The organism is Psychroserpens sp. (assembly GCF_045105015.1).
GTDB lineage: Bacteria > Bacteroidota > Bacteroidia > Flavobacteriales > Flavobacteriaceae > Psychroserpens.
Window position 1 is genome coordinate 1 of the sequence record NZ_JBGCCX010000026.1, and the last position, 18128, is coordinate 18128.

18 protein-coding genes, 2 tRNA genes and 1 pseudogene are annotated in these 18128 nt (G+C 31.1%); 8 read left to right on the forward strand and 13 right to left on the reverse strand.

Annotated features, from left to right (window positions below; translation table 11 throughout):
- The 4 genes from AB8B90_RS01945 to AB8B90_RS01960 all read left to right on the forward strand — a co-directional run.
- The coding region (locus AB8B90_RS01945) for an aconitase family protein (RefSeq protein ID WP_405333118.1) at positions 1–1254 on the forward strand (1254 nt) is incomplete at its 5' end.
- A gap of 120 nt (positions 1255–1374) precedes the next feature.
- Positions 1375–2046: a Crp/Fnr family transcriptional regulator gene (locus AB8B90_RS01950; RefSeq protein ID WP_405333120.1), complete on the forward strand. Its 672-nt coding sequence runs from the start codon at positions 1375–1377 to the stop codon at positions 2044–2046.
- A gap of 94 nt (positions 2047–2140) precedes the next feature.
- Complete coding sequence (locus AB8B90_RS01955) at positions 2141–3223, forward strand: hypothetical protein (RefSeq protein ID WP_405333121.1); 1083 nt, start codon at positions 2141–2143, stop codon at positions 3221–3223.
- A gap of 77 nt (positions 3224–3300) precedes the next feature.
- Positions 3301–3879: a TlpA family protein disulfide reductase gene (locus tag AB8B90_RS01960; protein WP_405333123.1), complete on the forward strand. Its 579-nt coding sequence runs from the start codon at positions 3301–3303 to the stop codon at positions 3877–3879.
- Here the strand turns inward: AB8B90_RS01960 and AB8B90_RS01965 are convergent.
- From AB8B90_RS01965 to AB8B90_RS02000, 8 genes are all read right to left on the reverse strand, one after another.
- A complete protein-coding gene (locus AB8B90_RS01965) occupies positions 3866–5014 on the reverse strand; it encodes a lycopene cyclase family protein (RefSeq protein ID WP_405333125.1) in 1149 nt (382 codons plus the stop codon). The two genes, AB8B90_RS01960 and AB8B90_RS01965, sit on opposite strands and share 14 nt — an antisense overlap.
- A 15-nt stretch (positions 5015–5029) precedes the next feature.
- Positions 5030–5479, reverse strand: a complete 450-nt coding sequence (locus AB8B90_RS01970) for a sterol desaturase family protein (protein WP_405333127.1) — start codon at positions 5477–5479, stop codon at positions 5030–5032.
- Positions 5480–5483: 4 nt separating this feature from the next.
- Complete coding sequence (locus tag AB8B90_RS01975) at positions 5484–6323, reverse strand: phytoene/squalene synthase family protein (protein WP_405333129.1); 840 nt, start codon at positions 6321–6323, stop codon at positions 5484–5486.
- Position 6324: 1 nt separating this feature from the next.
- On the reverse strand, positions 6325–7788 hold the full coding sequence (locus AB8B90_RS01980) for a phytoene desaturase family protein (protein ID WP_405333130.1): 1464 nt from the start codon (positions 7786–7788) through the stop codon (positions 6325–6327).
- A gap of 53 nt (positions 7789–7841) precedes the next feature.
- Positions 7842–8741 carry a MerR family transcriptional regulator gene (locus tag AB8B90_RS01985; protein ID WP_405333132.1) on the reverse strand — a complete coding sequence of 300 codons (900 nt, stop codon included), beginning with the start codon at positions 8739–8741 and terminating at the stop codon, positions 7842–7844.
- 123 nt (positions 8742–8864) lie between these two features.
- Positions 8865–11426 carry a TonB-dependent receptor plug domain-containing protein gene (locus AB8B90_RS01990; protein WP_405333134.1) on the reverse strand — a complete coding sequence of 854 codons (2562 nt, stop codon included), beginning with the start codon at positions 11424–11426 and terminating at the stop codon, positions 8865–8867.
- A 43-nt stretch (positions 11427–11469) separates the two neighbouring features.
- Positions 11470–12375: a FecR family protein gene (locus AB8B90_RS01995; RefSeq protein ID WP_405333136.1), complete on the reverse strand. Its 906-nt coding sequence runs from the start codon at positions 12373–12375 to the stop codon at positions 11470–11472.
- Between the two features lie 48 nt (positions 12376–12423).
- The gene (locus AB8B90_RS02000) at positions 12424–12996 is read right to left on the reverse strand and encodes an RNA polymerase sigma factor (RefSeq protein ID WP_405333138.1); all 573 of its coding nucleotides are present in this window, start codon (positions 12994–12996) and stop codon (positions 12424–12426) included.
- Positions 12997–13061: 65 nt separating this feature from the next.
- Between AB8B90_RS02000 and AB8B90_RS02005 the strand changes: the two genes are divergently transcribed.
- Together AB8B90_RS02005 and AB8B90_RS02010 are read left to right on the forward strand one after the other, a co-directional pair.
- Complete coding sequence (locus AB8B90_RS02005) at positions 13062–13820, forward strand: phosphatase PAP2 family protein (RefSeq protein ID WP_405333140.1); 759 nt, start codon at positions 13062–13064, stop codon at positions 13818–13820.
- An 83-nt stretch (positions 13821–13903) separates the two neighbouring features.
- Positions 13904–14929 carry a glycosyltransferase family 9 protein gene (locus AB8B90_RS02010; protein ID WP_405333142.1) on the forward strand — a complete coding sequence of 342 codons (1026 nt, stop codon included), beginning with the start codon at positions 13904–13906 and terminating at the stop codon, positions 14927–14929.
- 21 nt (positions 14930–14950) lie between these two features.
- On the opposite strand, the gene AB8B90_RS02015 is transcribed toward AB8B90_RS02010, so the two are convergent.
- Together AB8B90_RS02015 and AB8B90_RS02020 are read right to left on the reverse strand one after the other, a co-directional pair.
- Positions 14951–15034, reverse strand: a tRNA-Leu gene (locus tag AB8B90_RS02015).
- 56 nt (positions 15035–15090) lie between these two features.
- Positions 15091–15163, reverse strand: a tRNA-Lys gene (locus AB8B90_RS02020).
- Between the two features lie 129 nt (positions 15164–15292).
- Here AB8B90_RS02020 and AB8B90_RS02025 point away from each other — a divergent pair.
- Complete coding sequence (locus AB8B90_RS02025; RefSeq protein WP_405333144.1) at positions 15293–15811, forward strand: shikimate kinase; 519 nt, start codon at positions 15293–15295, stop codon at positions 15809–15811.
- Here the strand turns inward: AB8B90_RS02025 and AB8B90_RS02030 are convergent.
- On the reverse strand, positions 15803–16306 hold the full coding sequence (locus AB8B90_RS02030; RefSeq protein ID WP_405333146.1) for a phosphoribosyltransferase family protein: 504 nt from the start codon (positions 16304–16306) through the stop codon (positions 15803–15805). The genes AB8B90_RS02025 and AB8B90_RS02030 overlap by 9 nt on opposite strands.
- A gap of 55 nt (positions 16307–16361) precedes the next feature.
- Positions 16362–16742 carry an RNA-binding S4 domain-containing protein gene (locus AB8B90_RS02035; protein ID WP_405333148.1) on the reverse strand — a complete coding sequence of 127 codons (381 nt, stop codon included), beginning with the start codon at positions 16740–16742 and terminating at the stop codon, positions 16362–16364.
- Between the two features lie 112 nt (positions 16743–16854).
- Here AB8B90_RS02035 and AB8B90_RS02040 point away from each other — a divergent pair, with 112 nt between their 5' ends.
- Entirely contained in the window at positions 16855–17820 is a 966-nt protein-coding gene (locus AB8B90_RS02040) for an FKBP-type peptidyl-prolyl cis-trans isomerase (RefSeq protein WP_405333150.1), read from the forward strand.
- Between the two features lie 37 nt (positions 17821–17857).
- On the opposite strand, the pseudogene AB8B90_RS02045 reads toward AB8B90_RS02040, so the two are convergent.
- Positions 17858–18128 (reverse strand): annotated as a pseudogene (locus tag AB8B90_RS02045) (hypothetical protein); the annotation flags it as partial.

Genomic DNA, 18128 nt, shown 5'->3' on the forward strand with positions numbered 1-18128 from the left:
ACTGAAAAAGCGAAAGCTAATGATTGGCCAATAAAAGTAGAATGGGGTTTAATAGGATCTTGTACTAACTCATCTTACGAAGATTTATCTCGTGCATCTTCTGTTGCACAACAAGCTTTAGATAAAGGTGTGAAAATGAAATCTGAATTAGGGATTAATCCTGGTTCTGAACAAGTAAGATATACAGCTGAACGTGATGGTATTCTTCAGATTTTTGAAGAATTAGATGCTAAGATTTTCACGAATGCTTGCGGACCATGTATTGGTCAATGGGCTCGTTATGAAGATCCTAAAAATGCACCTAAAAACAGTATTGTTCATTCATTCAATAGAAACTTCGCAAAGCGTGCCGATGGAAACCCAAATACACATGCCTTTGTAGCATCACCAGAATTAACTGCTGCTATAGCACTGGCTGGCCGATTAGATTTCAATCCAATGACAGATGCTTTAATCAATGAAAATGGAGAGGAAGTCATGTTAGATGAGCCAACAGGATGGGAATTACCACCAAAAGGTTTTGATGTAAAAGACAATGGGTATTTAGCACCTATGGCAGATGGTAGTGGAGTAGAAGTCAAAGTGGCTTCAGATTCTGAACGTTTACAATTATTAACGCCTTTCGTTCCTCTTGGAGATTCTATTACTGGAGCTAAACTTCTTATAAAAGCTTTCGGAAAATGTACGACTGATCATATTAGTATGGCTGGACCTTGGTTACGTTTCCGTGGACATTTAGATAATATTGCAAACAATACTTTAATTGGAGCAGTGAATGCTTTCGGTAAGAAAACTAACTTTGTGAAGAATCAATTAACTGGTGATTTTGGAGGTGTACCAGATACAGCTAGAGCTTATAAAGCAGCTGGAATCAAATCCATTGTTGTTGGAGATCATAACTATGGTGAAGGGTCTTCACGTGAGCATGCTGCCATGCAACCGCGTCATTTAGGTGTAGCTGCAGTGATTGTAAAATCATTTGCAAGAATTCACGAAACAAATCTTAAGAAACAAGGAATGTTAGGATTAACCTTTGCTAATGAGAGTGATTATGATTTAATTCAAGAAGATGATACATTCAACTTCTTAGATTTAAATGAATTTGCACCAGACAAACAATTAACAATTGAAATTGTTCATGCAGATGGAAGTAAAGACACAATCAAAGTGAATCATACGTATAACCAGTCGCAAATTGATTGGTATAATGAAGGTTCTGCTTTAAATTTAATTAAAAAAGAAAATGCAGCTTAATAACTATATTGTATAGAATTAAAAAGCTCTTGAGAAATCAAGAGCTTTTTTTATGTCTTAACTGTAAGTATTTTAGAGTTTTATCGACTGTTGACTTATCTAACAATAAACGTTTCCAACATGCAATCAATATGGTTCTTTGATGATGTCAACCTCTTTAAGGTATTATGTCCTCATAAATTCAAAGCTTATAAGAATGAACATGACTTCGATGCTTATAAAAAGAAAGACTATATCTACTTTCAAGAAGATACTGCAAACAAAGTCTATCTTATAGAAAAAGGTAAAGTTAAGATTGGTTATTATAGTGAGGATGGAGACGAAGTTGTAAAAGCCATTTTGTCTAAAGGGGAGTTGTTTGGTGAAAAAGCAATTTTAGGAGCCAATACACGTGATGAATTTGCACAATCAATTGATAATTCAACGTCTATTTGCCCAATTGGAGTAACCACTATGCACGAACTCATGAGAGACAATCAAACGTTTAGTTTTAAGGTGTATAAATTCATCGGACTTAAATTTAAAAAGTTAGAACGTCGACTTCAGTTGTTATTGTTTAAGGATACTAAAACAAGATTAGTTGAGTTTCTTAATGAATTATGTACAGATTATGGATATGATTGTCCGAAAACAGGAGATCATGTGATTCAACATCCATATACTCAAAAAGATATTGCCTCTTTAATAGGTACTTCCAGACCAACATTGAACATTCTTTTGAACGAACTTAGAGAAGAAAACTATATTGATTTCAATAGAAAAGAAATCCGTATTCTTAAAAATTCAGCATAAATTTTTGAACTTTTTTTGATTGTGTTAGCTAGCTAACATTTTATAATTACAGCAAACTATAATTTTGGGGTATTGAATAACTTAAAAATTATATATGATGATTAAAAAAATGTTTTTTGCAGTCTTGGTTCTAGGTTTTGTAGCCACTTCTTGTAGTAGTGATGATGATAGTAGTAGTTTGCCTGATGCTGTAATTCCAGAAGCTGGAGTATTGTCAGGAGGACCTTTTACATTTATCGTTGATGGAACACCAGATTTTGTCAGTGGAATTACAACAGATGCCAATGCAATAGGTTCTAACAGAACTTTTGTAGTGACTGATGATCTTGGAAATATTTTAGGATTACCTCCAACTAACGATGCGCTTCAAGGTGTAGATTTTGATGGAGCTGGAGTAGGAACTTGTCTTATTTGGTATTTACGCTATGAAAATGGAATTCAAGGATTAGATGTAGGAATGAATGCGAATGATCTTCAAGGAAGTTTCGATTTATCAAACGCTATTACAGTTAACAGATTGGGAGCACCAAATGCAGGAACACTTTCTGGAGGTCCTTTTAATTTTATTGTAGATGGAACTTCAGATATGGTTTCAGGAATATCTACAGATCCAAATGCTGTTGGTACAAACAGAACGTTTGTAATTACCGATATTAATTTAAATATTCTTGGTGCACCAGGTACACTTGAAATGTTAGAAGGCGTAGATTTTGATGGCGCAGGACGAGGTGTTTGCTTGATTTGGTATTTGCGTTATGAAGACGATACTAATTTAGCAACAGTTACAAATGCAGCAGATCTTACTGGTACATTTAGCTTATCAAATTCTATTAGAGTTGAAAGAGGACCAAATGCTGATGTTCTTACTGGCGGACCGTTTACATTTGATGTTGATGGCACACCAGATATGGTTAGTGGTATTGGTTTTGAAAATCCAGATAATAGAGTAGGAACAAATTCAACTTGGGTCATTACTGATGCAAATGGAATGATTTTGGGAACTCCTCCTACATTAGCAGCTGTTGAAGGTGTTGATTTTGATGCAGCAGGAACAGGTGTTTGTTTAATATGGTATTTACGTTACGAAGATGATACCAATATAGCAACAGTTACAAATGCAAATAACCTAACAGGTACATTTCATTTGTCTAATTCAATTACAGTTACAAGAAACTAATTTGATTTATATCAGGTTTTGTTGTTAGATTTGAAGCGCATTATCGACTATGATAATGCGTTTCTATTTTTGTAATTATGACTACACCAAAAACATCTAAAATATTTAATTTTATTCTTGTCATTAGTATTGCTACATTAATAATTCCTCAGACGAGGTTACCAATTCAGGTATTTTTTAATTCGTTAATCACTAAAGTTGTAGAGCCTTCTGTAATTAAGGAAGCTGAACGTACTTTAATTTCTGATTATAATTGGAACCTAAAAGATTTGAAAGGGCAGAGTTTAAACTTTAACTCACTCAAAAACAAGGTTGTTGTTATTAATTTTTGGGCTACTTGGTGTCCTCCTTGTATTGCTGAAATGCCAAGCATGGAAGCGCTTTATCAGAGCTACAAAAATAATGATGATATCGTGTTTTTGTTTGTAAGTAGTGAAGATACAGAGAAATTGTCTGAGTTTATGGAGGAAAAGAACTATTCATTTCCAGTGTATCAACCTGTAAGCAATTACCCTTCAGAATTAAATGTGTCTTCAATTCCTAGAACCTTTGTAATTGATAAAAGTGGAGCAATTACTATTGATAAATCTGGAGCTGCAAACTGGAATAGTGAAATTGTGACCAATACAATTGATGACTTACTTAGAGTGTTTTAAAAAAGGCTTTAATAAAAGACCAAGAAAATAAGGACAACATTATTTTAATGTCTTCAACTAACGTAGACTCTTCATCTAGAAATCGAAACATAGTTGAAGCATTGTTTTTTCCATAAAACTTCTCGAAAACCCATTCGCCTTTATCATTATTGTCCTTAAGTACTTTTAGAAAGACCTTGTCATAAAATTTGTATTTACGCTTGAATAAGTTTTCTGATGGAATTTTATTGGCTTTTATATTCTCAATAATTGCTGCAACTTTCTTTTCTGTTAATTTAAACGAATAACCAGTTGACCCTTTAACCCAACCACCTCCAGTTCCAATTTTTGTAACTTTTCTAGTATTGAATTTACTGAAATCATAATTGGTCATTGGTATTTGTCCGATTTCAGTTTCAGTTATTGTATAATCGCTAATATTGAGGTAATCTGCAATATATTGTTTGATAAATTTATCATAGGTAGCTTCTGAAACTAAGCTTTCAGTAAAGTAGGTGAACTCAATTAAAGCTTCCGTTTTTGAAAAAGGTAAAACATACATGAATGTGGTTTGGTTACCATCTTTTAAACGGTAATCCATCATCGTAATTCTATCATCTTCAAAGGCTTCCATTTCGGTTTTAATGACATAACCTTTAAAATGCTGAATGATAGAAATGCTGTTTGCCTTTTCTTTTAAAAACTCTTCAGGAATGCGACTGTCAAACACATGAGAAGCTGAATATGTGTTTTTATTTGTTGTAGTTACAGAAACTTTCTTATTTTCAGAAATAGAGGCAACTTCTTCAATAATAAAATGAATATTTGTTTTGCTCTTGAGTCTTGCTTTTGCTTCATTATAAAAGTCTATAGCTCTAATACTATTGTATGTGTAGGGCAACAACTCTAAATCAATTGTTTTATTTGAAGTATAAATGGAAGCTTTGTTCCAAGTGTTATGAATAATTGAAGACCATTGTGACTTATCTTTTTCCCAAAAACTCCAAGTTTTGTCATTTTCAGATTTATTGGAAGGATCAATAAGAGCGATTTGCAGATCCTCAAAAAAGGAATCTTCAGAAAGTTTTAAAGCCAATTGCAATCCAGCTAAACCATTTCCAATGATAATATAGTCGAAATGGAAACCATTAGTCATAAACGAAAGACGCTATTATTTTTTGAAATATTTGAAAGGTACGAATAACATTCCGAAGCATTCACCATCACCTTTACCTAAATGTTTGTGATGAATTTTGTGAGCACGTCTAACACCTTTAGCATACCAATTATTTGCGTTTCTAAACATTTTGAAGCGTTGATGAATGAAGATATCATGAACTAAAAAATAAGCAGCTCCATAAGCCATAATCCCAAGGCCAATAGGTAAACAATACCAAATGCCTTCGTAACTCCAAAGATAAAAACAAGTCATACTTACAATGGCATAAAAAATAAAGAAAGCATCATTGCGTTCAAACCAGCTGTTGTGATCTTTGTGGTGATGGTCTTTGTGTAAGCTCCACAAAAACCCATGCATCACGTATTTATGAGTAAACCACGCCATAAATTCCATAGTGCAAAAGACACCTAAAAAAACAAGAATCCATAATAGAGTTTGCATACGATTATAAGAGGTTTAATTGGTATTTAACATAACTTCTAGTGAGTAATTCAAACTTCTTATAGTTTGGTACTCTAATTCTAGTTGATTTTATTTCTAAAGCAGGAGTTTTCTTTAATTTTTTCAACAACTGACTATAGTATCTATACGCCATAAATACACCAAACTTAGCTTCAATCGGTAAATTCTTAATACCATGAAGACCTTTGGAGAAATCACTTTCGATATCATTAATAATGGCTTGTTTAGAAGTTTCATCAAGTTGATTTAAGTCTGTATTTGGAAAATAAGTTCGACTTAGACCTTCAAAATCTGCTTTTAGGTCACGTAAGAAATTTACTTTTTGAAAAGCAGATCCTAAACTCATAGCCGAATCTTTTAAAGCATCATATTTGTTGCGGTCGCCTTTTACAAATACTGTAAGACACATTAAACCTACAACATCAGCCGATCCATAAATGTATTCTTTATATTCAGCATCAGTGAGGTAATTTTGTTTGTGTAAATCCAAACGCATACTTTTCATAAAGGCATCTACTAAACTTTTATCAATGTCGTATTTATGGAAAGTCTCTTGAAAAGAATTTAAAATAGGGTTTAAGCTAATTTTGTGTTCTAAAGCTAATTCTAAATCTTCAGTGAATTTGTTAAAAAGTAATTCTTTATCATAGTCATGAAAGCTGTCTACGATCTCATCTGCAAATCTTACAAATCCATATATGTTATAAATGTCTTGACGAATTGTATTAGATAGCATTTTAGTTGCCAAAGAAAATGACGTACTATACGATTTAGTAACAGTTTTACTACATTGTTTTGAAACAGTATCGAAAATGGCTTTCATATTAGTTATTGTGGTGTTTTTTAATGAGCTCGGCTACTAATTTACCAGAAATTAGTGAAGGTGGAACTCCAGGTCCTGGAACCGTTAGTTGTCCTGTGAAATATAGGTTATTGACTTTTTTACTTTTTAATTTAGGTCTTAAAAATGCAGTTTGGGATAGTGTATTTGCCATTCCATAAGCATTTCCTTTGTATGAATTGTACTCTTTAATAAAGTCTTTAACACAGAAGGACTCATTAAAGATAATATTATTTTTTACTTTTTGTTGGGTTAGTCGTTCGAAACGAGACATGATAATATCAAAATATTGTGCTCTTATTTCTTCTGTATCTTCAATTCCAGGAGCTATTGGTATCAAAAAGAATCCTGTTTCACAGTCTTTTGGTGCCATTGAAGCATCAGTCACTGAAGGGAAATTAGCATAAAACAAAGGGTCTTCAGGCCATTTGGGATTGTCGTAAATTTCTTCAGCATGAGTTTCGAAATTTGTGTCAAAAAATAAGTTATGATGCTCTACATTATTTAATTTTTTATCAAATCCTACATAAAATAATAGGGAAGAAGGTGCAAATGTTTTCTTCTCCCAATAAGCTTCAGAATACTGTCTGTATGGTTGATCTAATAAAGTTTCAGAATGGTGATAATCTGCACCACTTAAAACGATATCAAAATTGTGTTTTTTACCACTAACTACAATAGAAGTGGCTAGTTTATTTTCAACATCAATTTTATCAACTGGACTATTTGTGTGTATAGCTACACCTAGACTTTTAGCTAATATTGTCATAGCTTTGATTACCTCATACATGCCTCCTTTAGGATGCCAGGTGCCTAAACCGAAGTCGGCATAATTCATAAAGCTATAGAAAGAAGGTGTTTTACTAGGTTTTGCTCCCAGAAATAAAACAGGAAATTCTAGTGTCGATATTAACTTAGGGTTTTTAAAATTACGTCTAACATCTCCACTAATTGTTTTAAAAAACTGATCCACGCGAATAGCCGTTTCAGGAGTAACCAATTCAAACGGTGAAATGCCAGGTTTCAAAACAACTTTATTAATTGCTATATCATAATTTGTTGCAGCTTTATTGATGAATTTTCTAAGTGGTTTAGAACTTCCGGGTTCAATACGCTCAAATTCTGTACAAATCTTATCTAATGTATCACCAATTGTAATAATTTCGTCTTTGAAGAATATCTTATAGGCTGGACTTAATTTGTCTAATTCGTAGTAATCTGAAGTAGATGTATTAAAATCGTTGAAGAATTTTTCAAAAATATCAGGCATCCAATACCAGCTCGGACCAATATCGAATGTAAACCCTTCTTTTTTTAATTGTCTGCAACGTCCACCTGCAGTAGCATTTTTTTCAAATACAGAGACGTTATATCCTGCTTTCGCTAAGTAGCAAGAGGCTGATAAAGCAGAAAATCCAGATCCTATAATAGCGATGTTATTCTTCATTGTTTAACAAATTTAATAAAAAGCTAAACAAAATTAACTTTAGCACTAAAATTTTAGAGTTTTTTAACTAAATCCTTGATTGTTTTGAAAGGCGTTATTTCTTTTGGTAGTGAATTTAAATCAATTTCATCTAACATTCTACCTAGAACCCAAAATTTATTAGAGTTCTTTGTTAATAATTTTTCTGAAAATTCTTTCATATAATCATTAACATCATCTTTTTCAGGTTTCACAGTAAAATAAGAAACAAAGGTAATGTCATCATAATAGGTTAGTAAGTCTTTAAGGCTATCCAAAGGAACACTTTGACCAAGAAATATAGCTTGATGTCCTCTTGCTACAATTTCATAGTTAATAACCATTAATCCCAATTCATGTACTTCATTATCTGGAAGATATAAAACAAATATTTTATTCGTGTCTTTTTGATTCTTCGACTGTAATTTTTCAGTATGAATTAATATTTTATTACGAATCAGTGAAGTAATAAAATGTTCGTGTGCTGGTGTGATGGTATCTGTTTGCCATAGTAAACCGATTTGAGAAAGTAAAGGGATTATATCTTCATAAAACAATTCACTAAATGATTTGTCTTTTAATAGGCCTTCATAGGTATCGTAGAATAATTTTTGATCAAAATTAAGCATCGATAATTTAAAAGCATCTATGGCATGATTATTTGTATTGTCACTTTCTGCAACCTCTTTCACTAGCTGCGGAATATCATGCATATTTAAAGATGCAATTTTAGATATTTTAAAGCCATTATTATTTAAATAGCTAACGTTTAAAAGTTTTTGAAGACTCTCTAAACTGTAAAATCTAATGTTCGTGTCTGTTCGTTCTGGTTGCAATAGATTGTATCTTTTTTCCCAGATTCTAATAGTATGTGCCTTGATACCTGTTAGGTTTTCAAGATCCTTAATACTGAAAGTACTTTTTATGTTGTTCATTTTTAATTTAAAAAGATTAAACAAAAATAAGCTTTTTTTAGACTCAAACTACATTTTAAGTTTTTTTTAATAGTAAAACTATTAACATTTTATCAGATATTAATTTATAAGTAGAAAATTATATTAAAAAAATAGCCTAAAAGAAGCATTTGGTGTAATGCCAAGAGAAAACCGTTGGATAACTTGCTGTAATTCCAAACCAGCTCCTTCATCTTCTGAAATATAAGTATAAGAAATCGGAATTTTTCTGTTATATATATTTAAGACTGATATACCTAGTTGCGCTTTCCAATCTTTTACTTTATGAATTTTAAAATTATAGATAGCTGAAGCATCCATTCTATGATAATCTTTCAATCTGACACTATTAATACTGCCGTAACTAACTAAAGAAGTTCCTTCATCAAAATTTTCAATTGGAGTGTAAGGTTCACCTGTTCTGTACTGCCATCCTAAAGAAAATTCGAAATCATTGACATGCAGCGAGTTTGAAATTCTGAAGCTATGCGTTATGTCATTATTGCCGGGAAAATCTCCAACTTGAATATCAGGAAAATCAAATCGAATATTATTATATGTATAACCAGCCCAAATACGATAATTATCGATACGCTTTCTTATTAGAACATCAACTCCTCTAATGATACTCTCACCTTCATCAAGTTTCATTTGTGGATTACCGAAACCATTTGTAAGAGATGTTAATCCAGTTAATTCTTTGTAGTAGGCATCAAAATCAATAGTCCAGCCATCATTATCGTACAGCAAACCAGTAGATATTTGATCACTTCTTAACAAAGGACTGTCAGTGTCATTAGATAATCGCCAAGTACTGTTTTCAAGTCTAAGCTCTCCTTGGTCGAATTCAATAATTTGTGAAATAGGTTGGTGCCGTCTTTCTAAACTACCTTTTATTCTTAAATTTTCACCTATTTTATATTCAGCATTTATCCTTGGTTCTAAATATCCATTTTTTAAACTACTATAGTGTACAGCTCGAAGACCAATACCAATAACGCTTGAATTATTAGTATTATATTCATATTCAGCAAATAATGCATTTTTTAAGTTGTAATCTGTATTGTCAATGTTAATATTGTCTTCAGTATCAACTTGCTCTTCTTGAGCGATTACAATTTCTACATTACTATTTGAGATTTGATATCCAAAAGTCAAATACTGTCGCTCTCCAATTAATCTAATAAACTTTGCATTTAATCCAATATCTGTAATAAAATTATTTCTAGTATTTCTTTCGTCTAAGACGCCTCCAATTAGTGCTCTATTAGAATAGTTAGAATCATATTTTGAAAAATAAAGTGAAATGATTTCACTATTAGTTTTTGAACTCTTATGATCCCATTTAAGACTTAATCCATTGTTTTCTGTAATTAGGTCATCTACTTTAGTTTCACCATCATCAGTAAATGAGAAATCTATGGCGTTACGTGTAGTCAAACCACTAAATATAAATTTATTATTAGTGTTTGGAGCAAAAATAATTTTGGTATTAATATCGTGAAAGGAGAAACTATCTGAGCTAGAGTCTTCAGTATATTCGTCATCACTAGTAACGTTTATGATATCTCCATTAGAATTTCTAACTGTTCCTGTATTTGTGAAAATTTTATCAGAATAACTTTCATAGGTTGAACTCCTATATATATCACTAGTTGAGCGTCTTATAAAAGCATAAACAGCTAGCTTATTGGATAAAGGTGTTTTTATGTAAGCATCTATACTTAATCCGTCTATTCCAAAACCACTTTCCGGTTTATTTGGAATATCTTCACCAGAAGTAATATCTATAATGCCAGAAATACGATCACCATATACAGCACTAGTTCCTGATTTGAAAATACTTGCTTTTTGTGTTGCATATGGATTAAGCGTTGAGAACATTCCATAAAAATGACCTGTATTAAATAATTTTATGTCATCAAATAAAATAAGGTTTTGGTCGGGAGAACCACCTCTAATTTGTATTCCTGAAGCTGATTCGTCTAAACTATTAATTCCTGGAATTAATTGAATACTCTGTAACAAATCGGGAGTAACAAGACCTGGGAGAATACCTAAGGATTTACTAGTAACATCTATTGAGCCATCTTTATTTCTATCTATTCCAGAAGTAACATAGCCTGAGATGATTACTTCGTCTAGCACTTCATTATCGACATTCAAATAAATTTGCTGACATGTTTTTTTACCTGTAAATTCTTGAGTAACATATCCCAAATTGCTTATCGAGAAAGTGTTGTCTTCGGTATTTTCAATTAAAAAAAAACCTTTAAAATCTGTAGAAATATTTTCTCCTGTTGATGAGCTTATAACAGCATAGGGCAAGGGTAATTTAGAATCAAAATCTAAAACATATCCGCAAATTTTATCATCTGTATTTTTTGGCGCGATGATAATTTGATTTTTAGATATTTGTTCGAAAGTTAAACTTGTTTGAGATTCTAAAATATTTAATAATTCTTCGAACTCAATATTTTCAATATTTATGGTTATTTGTTTTTCTTTTATTAAATCGATAGCATAAGAAAAATTAACATCATGTTGCTTTTCTATGTCCTTAATTACTTCATTTAAGCTGATTTTATCATAGTTATAGCTTTGAACATTTTGCGCATTTACATAAGTAATGATTAATAAGAAAACGAGTGAAATAAACTGCCTCATAAATTAATATTCATCTATTGATGATAAGGACAATTTAATATAATTATTCTGAAAGTATGCAGATGTTGTCTTCTATTTTATATGATATTCCCATAGGAACTAAAGTAGATTTTAATGCAAGCTCTAAATTATTATTCTCAAAACTCCCAGAAAATAATCGACTCGTATCAATATCTTGTGTATTAAAGTTAATTTTGTAATAATGTGTTAACTCTTGTAATACCAGAGCCAAAGGTTGCTCATTAAATTTTGAAACGCCATTTTTCCAATTAGGAAAATCTTCTTGAAAAGTAAGGTCTTCAATACGATTATCTTCAATATTTATTTGCATGCCTTCTGTTAAGATTTTCGGAGTAGAAGTTTTATTGTTTTGAGAAAACTCAACCTTTCCTTCATAACACTTTAATTCAAAAGTCGTTCTGTCTTTGATATTAAATTCTGTACCTAAAACTCTAACTGTGCCTTTTGAAGTTTCAACTTTGAAACCATGACCTTTGCTTATATTGAAATAAGCTTCACCATTTAAGTTAACAGTTTTGTTCTTTGACCAAAAAAAACGCTTATAAGAAATACTTGAATTGGCATTTAAATCAATTTTAGAACCATCTTCTAACACAATGGTTTGGGTACTTCCAATACCATTGCTAATAGTCTTTGATGAATTAATAAAATAGCCTAGGGATATTACTAAAATAGCGGCTATACTAATGGTTTGCCAAAGGCGTATAGTTTTAGGTTTAGAAACGTTAGAGGCTAAGTTTTGCTTCACGTTTTTTAGTGCAGCTTCAACATCAATTTCTGGTCCACTTAACAACTGAGACTCTTCATTGATGAGTTTAAATTGTTTGTAAGTTTCTGTTTTTTTGAAATCAACAAGCTCCTCTTCAGAAAGCTCTCCAGCAATCCAACGCCCTAAAAATGTATCATCGGTATCGTAATTTTTCATCATATATTACATGTTTCTAAAGCTATTACATTTAAAAACAAATTTACCCTATTAAATTTTAATATGTTTTCCCAGTTTTTCTCTTAATTCTTTTAATGCTTTACTCATCCGACGCTCAATGGCTTTAACTGTTAGTCCTGTTATTTCCGCAATTTCTTTATAAGTTTTGTCTTCAACTCTACTCAATAAAAAAACCTCTCTCTCTTTAGGATTCAAATCACTGATGGCTTGCTTGAGCTTAATTCTAAACTCATCCATTTCGATTAAAAAATCAGGACTCTCATGATTAGTGTTTTCAACAATTGTTTTTTGATGTTTGAGAACAACTTTTTTATGAGCTACTTCATTTAAAAATGAATTATTACAGGCTGAGTAAATATAAGATTTTGCTTTTGAATAGATAATACTGGAGCATAGTTTCCAGATTTTAATAAAGACATTCTGAACAATATCTTCTGCTTGTTTTAAATTTCCACATTTATAATAAATGTACCTAGTAACCGATTCATAGTGAGCACGAAATAACTCGTTATATACTTTCTCTTCGCATACTGATGGCTCTTTTTTAGACATTATTTTTATTAATGAGACTTCAAAAATACTTAAAGTTCCAAAATATTTCATAGAAAAATAGGGTGAACTTCATTTTCCATGTAATAGGTGTATAAACGAACATTTAATACTTGATTATGAAAATAGTTATTTGCTTTTTACTTTTTTGTGTTTTTACAGTTAAATCTCAAACATTGGAGGTTAAGAATGATAGTCTAAAAAATATAAAGACTGAAAAGACATTTTTAAAACAAACTACAGTTTCTAGAATTTTGATTGGTTCTGGAGTTATACTTTCTGGTACAGCACTCGAAAACAGTATTCAGAGAGATGTTAGAAATATGGTTGGTAGTGATTTTACAACAACTATAGATGACCATCTTTGGAAAGTTCCTTTAGTGCAAATGTACTCGGCAGATCTTTTGGGAGTTGAGTCAAAAAATCACTGGTTTGACCAATCTAAAAACGCCTTCATTTCGCATACATTAAATAAGTATGCAACTAACGCTTTTAAAGGATTGATAGGAAAAGAAAGACCAAGTGGTTACAATAATGCCTCATTTCCTTCTGGACATACATCTAAGGCGTTTACCTCTGCGACTATTTTATATGAAGAATTTAAAGACACCAATCCATGGCTTGCCTATAGTGGTTATGTTTTCGCATCAACTACAGGATTTCTCAGAATAGCTAAAAATGCCCATTACTTGTCTGATGTTCTAGCTGGAGCTGGTCTAGGTATACTTATAACGAAACTAGTATATCATTTTGACTACCTGTTTGATTGGAATCCATTCAAAAAGAAAGAAGACGGAGTCGAGAGTTTGACAACATTTAACATAGCACCAACCTATAACAATCAAACTATAGGTCTAACTGCAATTTTACAGTTTTAGTCATGAAAGTATCGAACAACGTTAGGGTTAAAAGTAAAAGAGATATATTCTTAAAGTATATAAATACTCATCGAAGAAGAATTATGAGTTTCTTAACTGAGAATGTAGGGAGTTCTCATGTAAGTTCAATTTCAATTTTGGATACTGATATAGAAATCAATAAGATTTTAATTGTTAGACCAAATCATAGATTAGGTAATATGATATTAACAACTCCTTTGATTCAAGAAGTTATAGATACATTTCCAAATTGTGAAATTGATCTTTTAGCAAAAGGAAATATAGCTCCTATTATATTCAATAATTACACGAATATTAAAGATTATATTCTTCTACCTAGAAAACCTTTTAATGAATTAATAAAATATTGTTTAGTGTGGTTTAAAGTGAAAAACAGAAAATATGATTTAGTCATTAATGCAGTAAAAGGATCATCTTCTGGTAAATTATTAACTAAAATCTCTAATTCAAGATATAAAGTTTTCGGAGAAATAGATGATAAGGTTATTGATAAAAACTCAGATAGTTATCATATGGCAAAAAACCCTATATATAATTTGAGAAGTTACTTTTCTGTTTTAGGGCTACATAAAAATGAAAGAAAAATAGCCTCATTAGATATTAAACTCGCCAAAGATGAAATGGTAGAAGGTGGTAGTATTTTAAAGGATATTTTTAAAAATGATAAAAAGACTATTAGTATTTTTACTTATGCAACTGGGAGTAAATGTTATTCTAAATCATGGTGGTGTGAGTTTTATACACAATTAAAAATAAATAATCCAGATTATAATATTTTGGAAATATTACCAGCAGAGTATGTTTCACAAATAGATTTTGAAGCAGAAACATTTTATAGTAATGATATTAGAGAAGTAGCATCTGTAATAGCTAATACTGATTTATTTATTGGAGCGGATAGTGGAATAATGCATTTAGCAAGTTCTACAAAAACAACAGTTGTTGGTTTGTTTTCTAAAACTAGAAAAGAAAAATACAAGCCTTATGGGAATGGCAGTTTAGCTATTGATACTAATGCCAACAATGCTAATCAGATAAAGCAAATCATTAAGGAGGTTCTTGGAAAAAGAATGTGTTTAATGTCTTAAAACTTGTTTGAATAAAGTAAGTGCGCACGAGAAGACTCGAACTTCCACGGACTAATGTCCACCAACCCCTCAAGCTGGCGCGTCTACCAATTCCGCCACGTGCGCATTTTATAAAGTAAAGATAAAAAAAAAGTTAAGCGAAAGCTTAACGATTTTTGTTGTGACCAGTCTGGGGCTCGAACCCAGGACCCTCTCCTTAAAAGGGAGATGCTCTACCAACTGAGCTAACTGGTCAATAAGTCTCTTAAACGAGGGTGCAAATATAAAACGTTTAATTAATATTCCAAACCAATTATTGGATATTTTTTTGTTTTTTTGTTGTAGCATATCTTATGTTTTTAATAATCAATTTGTAAGGAGAAAATGATACTAGTTTTAGTTGGGTATATGGGATCAGGAAAGTCATCTGTTGGTAAGAAATTATCTGAAATTTTGAATTATGATTTTTTAGATTTTGACACATATATTGAGCAAAAGTTGCATATGAGTGTTAATGATATATTTAGAACTAAAGGAGAAGTCTTTTTTAGGAAGCAAGAATATTTATATTTAACAGAGGTCATTCAAAAAAAGAAAACAGTAATTGCTTTAGGTGGTGGTACTCCTTGTTATGGTAATAATTTCAATATTATTAAAGAAGCGTCACAAACAAAGATGATTTATCTTAAATCATCAATTATAACTCTTGTGGATAGATTACATACAGAAAAATCTACTAGACCTTTAATTTCTCATTTAAATACTAAAGCGGACTTATTAGAATTCATTGGAAAACATTTATTTGAGCGTTCACCTATATATGAGCAATCTGATGTGATAATTAAAACTGATGGATTATCAGTTGATCAAGTAGTTGAAAAGACATTACTTCAATTATTCTAAATAGGCTTCAAATTGCTTTCCAGATAATATAACTTCAACATGTTCATTCAAAGAAGTAGATAAGGAAATGCCTTTAAAATCTGCTTTAACAGGATATTTTTTATGATTTCTATTAACCAAAACTGCTGTTTTAAATTGTTTTAAAGGGACATCTAAAAAATGCTTTACCCCATAAATAAGAGTACTTCCTGAATTTAGAACATCATCAATTAAAACTAAAGATGTATTGGTGTATTCTTCTTTTTTTAGGGATGTTTTAATTTCAGAAAGGGGATTTTTTTTATCAATTATAACCTTACAAAGCCTTGGTTTTATATCTGAAATTTTTTCAAGATTTTGTTTTAGTTTTTTTGCAAACAAATAACCATTATCTTGAATTCCAGCTAAAATAATTTCATCTTCATAGACATTACTTTCGTAAATTTGATAAGCGATTCTCCTAATTTTATGTTGAATTTCTTGATGATTGAGTATTATGTTTTTTGTAATGCTCATGTTGGTTTTGATTTATTCAAAGATAAAAAAGAGTTTCGTATTGTGAGTTTAAATTTTAGATATCTTCTTCAGGTGTTTCATAAAAATCATCAATATCTCTTCTATCTTTTTTTGTTGGTCTTCCAGCGCCTTTTTTTCTGTAATAATCTTTTGAATATTTTAAGAGATCTTTAGCCTCAAAAGCTTCTTTAGGTGTGATATCTGTTCGGTATAAATCTACTAATTTAGCGCCAACTCTGTTTGGTGGTATGTCGTTGACCACAATAATGTAGTTAATTTGATCTTTTCGCAATTCAATTTTGTCGGTTGGATACACCTCTCGACTTGGTTTTACAACTTGATCATTAACCTTTACCTGACCTTTTTTGCAAGCATTAGTTCCAAGGCTTCTAGTCTTAAAATATCTTGTACACCAGAGGTATTTATCTATTCGCATATTAAAGTTGTAAAAATGGCGTTAATGTTTCATGCAAAAATATATATTATTGTATCTTGCAGCCTAAAAATAAGCAATATTGTATCATTATAAAATTCACAATATTTTGAATATGTTAAAGAAAATAAATCTAATTATGACTTTTAGAAATGCTATAGTAGTTTTACTACTTTCAGTTTTGTGCTTCGCCTCTTGTAAAAATGATGATGATGACTTTGAATTAGTGCCACCAAGAGATAGAACCGAACAGCAAATTGCCGATAAAGATTCTTTATTAAACTACCTAAGTACGCATTATTATAATTCTTCAACATTTGATACACCAGGAAATTATACTTATAACGATATTGTTATTACTGAATTACCTGATGTAAATAATGATGGTATTTATGAGGATATGCCAAATCCTGGCATGAATACTTTGTTAATTGATGATATCATAACTATGACAACAACATCTAACGATGTAGAGTATGAATATTATTTTCTCAGATTAAATCAAGGAGGAGGAGATGCTCCAAATTCATCAGATACAGTGAATATCAATTATTCAGGAAATTTGTTTGATGATGATGTTTTTGATAGTACTGCCAATCCAGCAAATTTTGATCTTATAGGTCTTATTGAAGGTTGGAGGTCTGTAATACCAAATTTCGGAACATCTACTGGACTTGTAGAAAATGAAGATGGTACGTTTACATTTGATAATTATGGATTGGGTGTTATGTTTGTGCCTTCTGGACTCGCTTATTTTAATACACCTCCATTTGGTATTCCAGTATACTCAAATCTTATTTTTAAGTTTGAATTATATTCAGCAGAACCTAATGATCATGATGGAGATTTAATATTATCTCATTTAGAAGATTTAGATGGAAACGGAAATGTTTTTGACGACAATACTGATGGTGATGATTTGCCAGACTTTTTTGATATTGATGATGATGGTGATGGTGTTTTAACTCGTTTCGAAGATTTAGATAATGATGGTAATCCTATGAATGATGACACAGATAATGATGGAATACCTAATTATTTAGATGCAGATACAGCAATTTCCAACCAGGAAGATAACTAAAAAAAAGCCGCTTATTGCGGCTTTTTTTTATACAATTTTATAATGCAACTGATAAACTAAGAATTAACTGATCAGGTCTAGTGTCAATTCTGCTGACAACACTATTTCCTAAGTTGTTATCTATAAATAGCGCTTCATTACTGTTGAACCCTCTTTCGTATCTTAAATCAATTCCAATTTTGTTGAGAGTAAGACCAATTCCGAAATTTAATCCAATAGAAAAGTCTTCTTCCACATCGTTAATATCAATACCATCAAACTCTGTATCCAAGATGTATTGCAATGAAGGTCCTACAAAAACACTAACT

Bases quoted from the DNA above. Each gene is read 5' to 3' on its own strand.
- AB8B90_RS01950 (WP_405333120.1), top strand. From the start codon at position 1,375: ATGCAATCAATATGGTTCTTTGATGATGTCAACCTCTTTAAGGTATTA.
- AB8B90_RS01955 (WP_405333121.1), top strand. From the start codon at position 2,141: ATGATGATTAAAAAAATGTTTTTTGCAGTCTTGGTTCTAGGTTTTGTA.
- AB8B90_RS01960 (WP_405333123.1), top strand. From the start codon at position 3,301: ATGACTACACCAAAAACATCTAAAATATTTAATTTTATTCTTGTCATT.
- AB8B90_RS01965 (WP_405333125.1), bottom strand. From the start codon at position 5,014: ATGACTAATGGTTTCCATTTCGACTATATTATCATTGGAAATGGTTTA.
- AB8B90_RS01970 (WP_405333127.1), bottom strand. From the start codon at position 5,479: ATGCAAACTCTATTATGGATTCTTGTTTTTTTAGGTGTCTTTTGCACT.
- AB8B90_RS01975 (WP_405333129.1), bottom strand. From the start codon at position 6,323: ATGAAAGCCATTTTCGATACTGTTTCAAAACAATGTAGTAAAACTGTT.
- AB8B90_RS01980 (WP_405333130.1), bottom strand. From the start codon at position 7,788: ATGAAGAATAACATCGCTATTATAGGATCTGGATTTTCTGCTTTATCA.
- AB8B90_RS01985 (WP_405333132.1), bottom strand. From the start codon at position 8,741: ATGAACAACATAAAAAGTACTTTCAGTATTAAGGATCTTGAAAACCTA.
- AB8B90_RS01990 (WP_405333134.1), bottom strand. From the start codon at position 11,426: ATGAGGCAGTTTATTTCACTCGTTTTCTTATTAATCATTACTTATGTA.
- AB8B90_RS01995 (WP_405333136.1), bottom strand. From the start codon at position 12,375: ATGATGAAAAATTACGATACCGATGATACATTTTTAGGGCGTTGGATT.
- AB8B90_RS02000 (WP_405333138.1), bottom strand. From the start codon at position 12,996: ATGAAATATTTTGGAACTTTAAGTATTTTTGAAGTCTCATTAATAAAA.
- AB8B90_RS02005 (WP_405333140.1), top strand. From the start codon at position 13,062: ATGAAAATAGTTATTTGCTTTTTACTTTTTTGTGTTTTTACAGTTAAA.
- AB8B90_RS02010 (WP_405333142.1), top strand. From the start codon at position 13,904: ATGAGTTTCTTAACTGAGAATGTAGGGAGTTCTCATGTAAGTTCAATT.
- AB8B90_RS02025 (WP_405333144.1), top strand. From the start codon at position 15,293: ATGATACTAGTTTTAGTTGGGTATATGGGATCAGGAAAGTCATCTGTT.
- AB8B90_RS02030 (WP_405333146.1), bottom strand. From the start codon at position 16,306: ATGAGCATTACAAAAAACATAATACTCAATCATCAAGAAATTCAACAT.
- AB8B90_RS02035 (WP_405333148.1), bottom strand. From the start codon at position 16,742: ATGCGAATAGATAAATACCTCTGGTGTACAAGATATTTTAAGACTAGA.
- AB8B90_RS02040 (WP_405333150.1), top strand. From the start codon at position 16,855: ATGTTAAAGAAAATAAATCTAATTATGACTTTTAGAAATGCTATAGTA.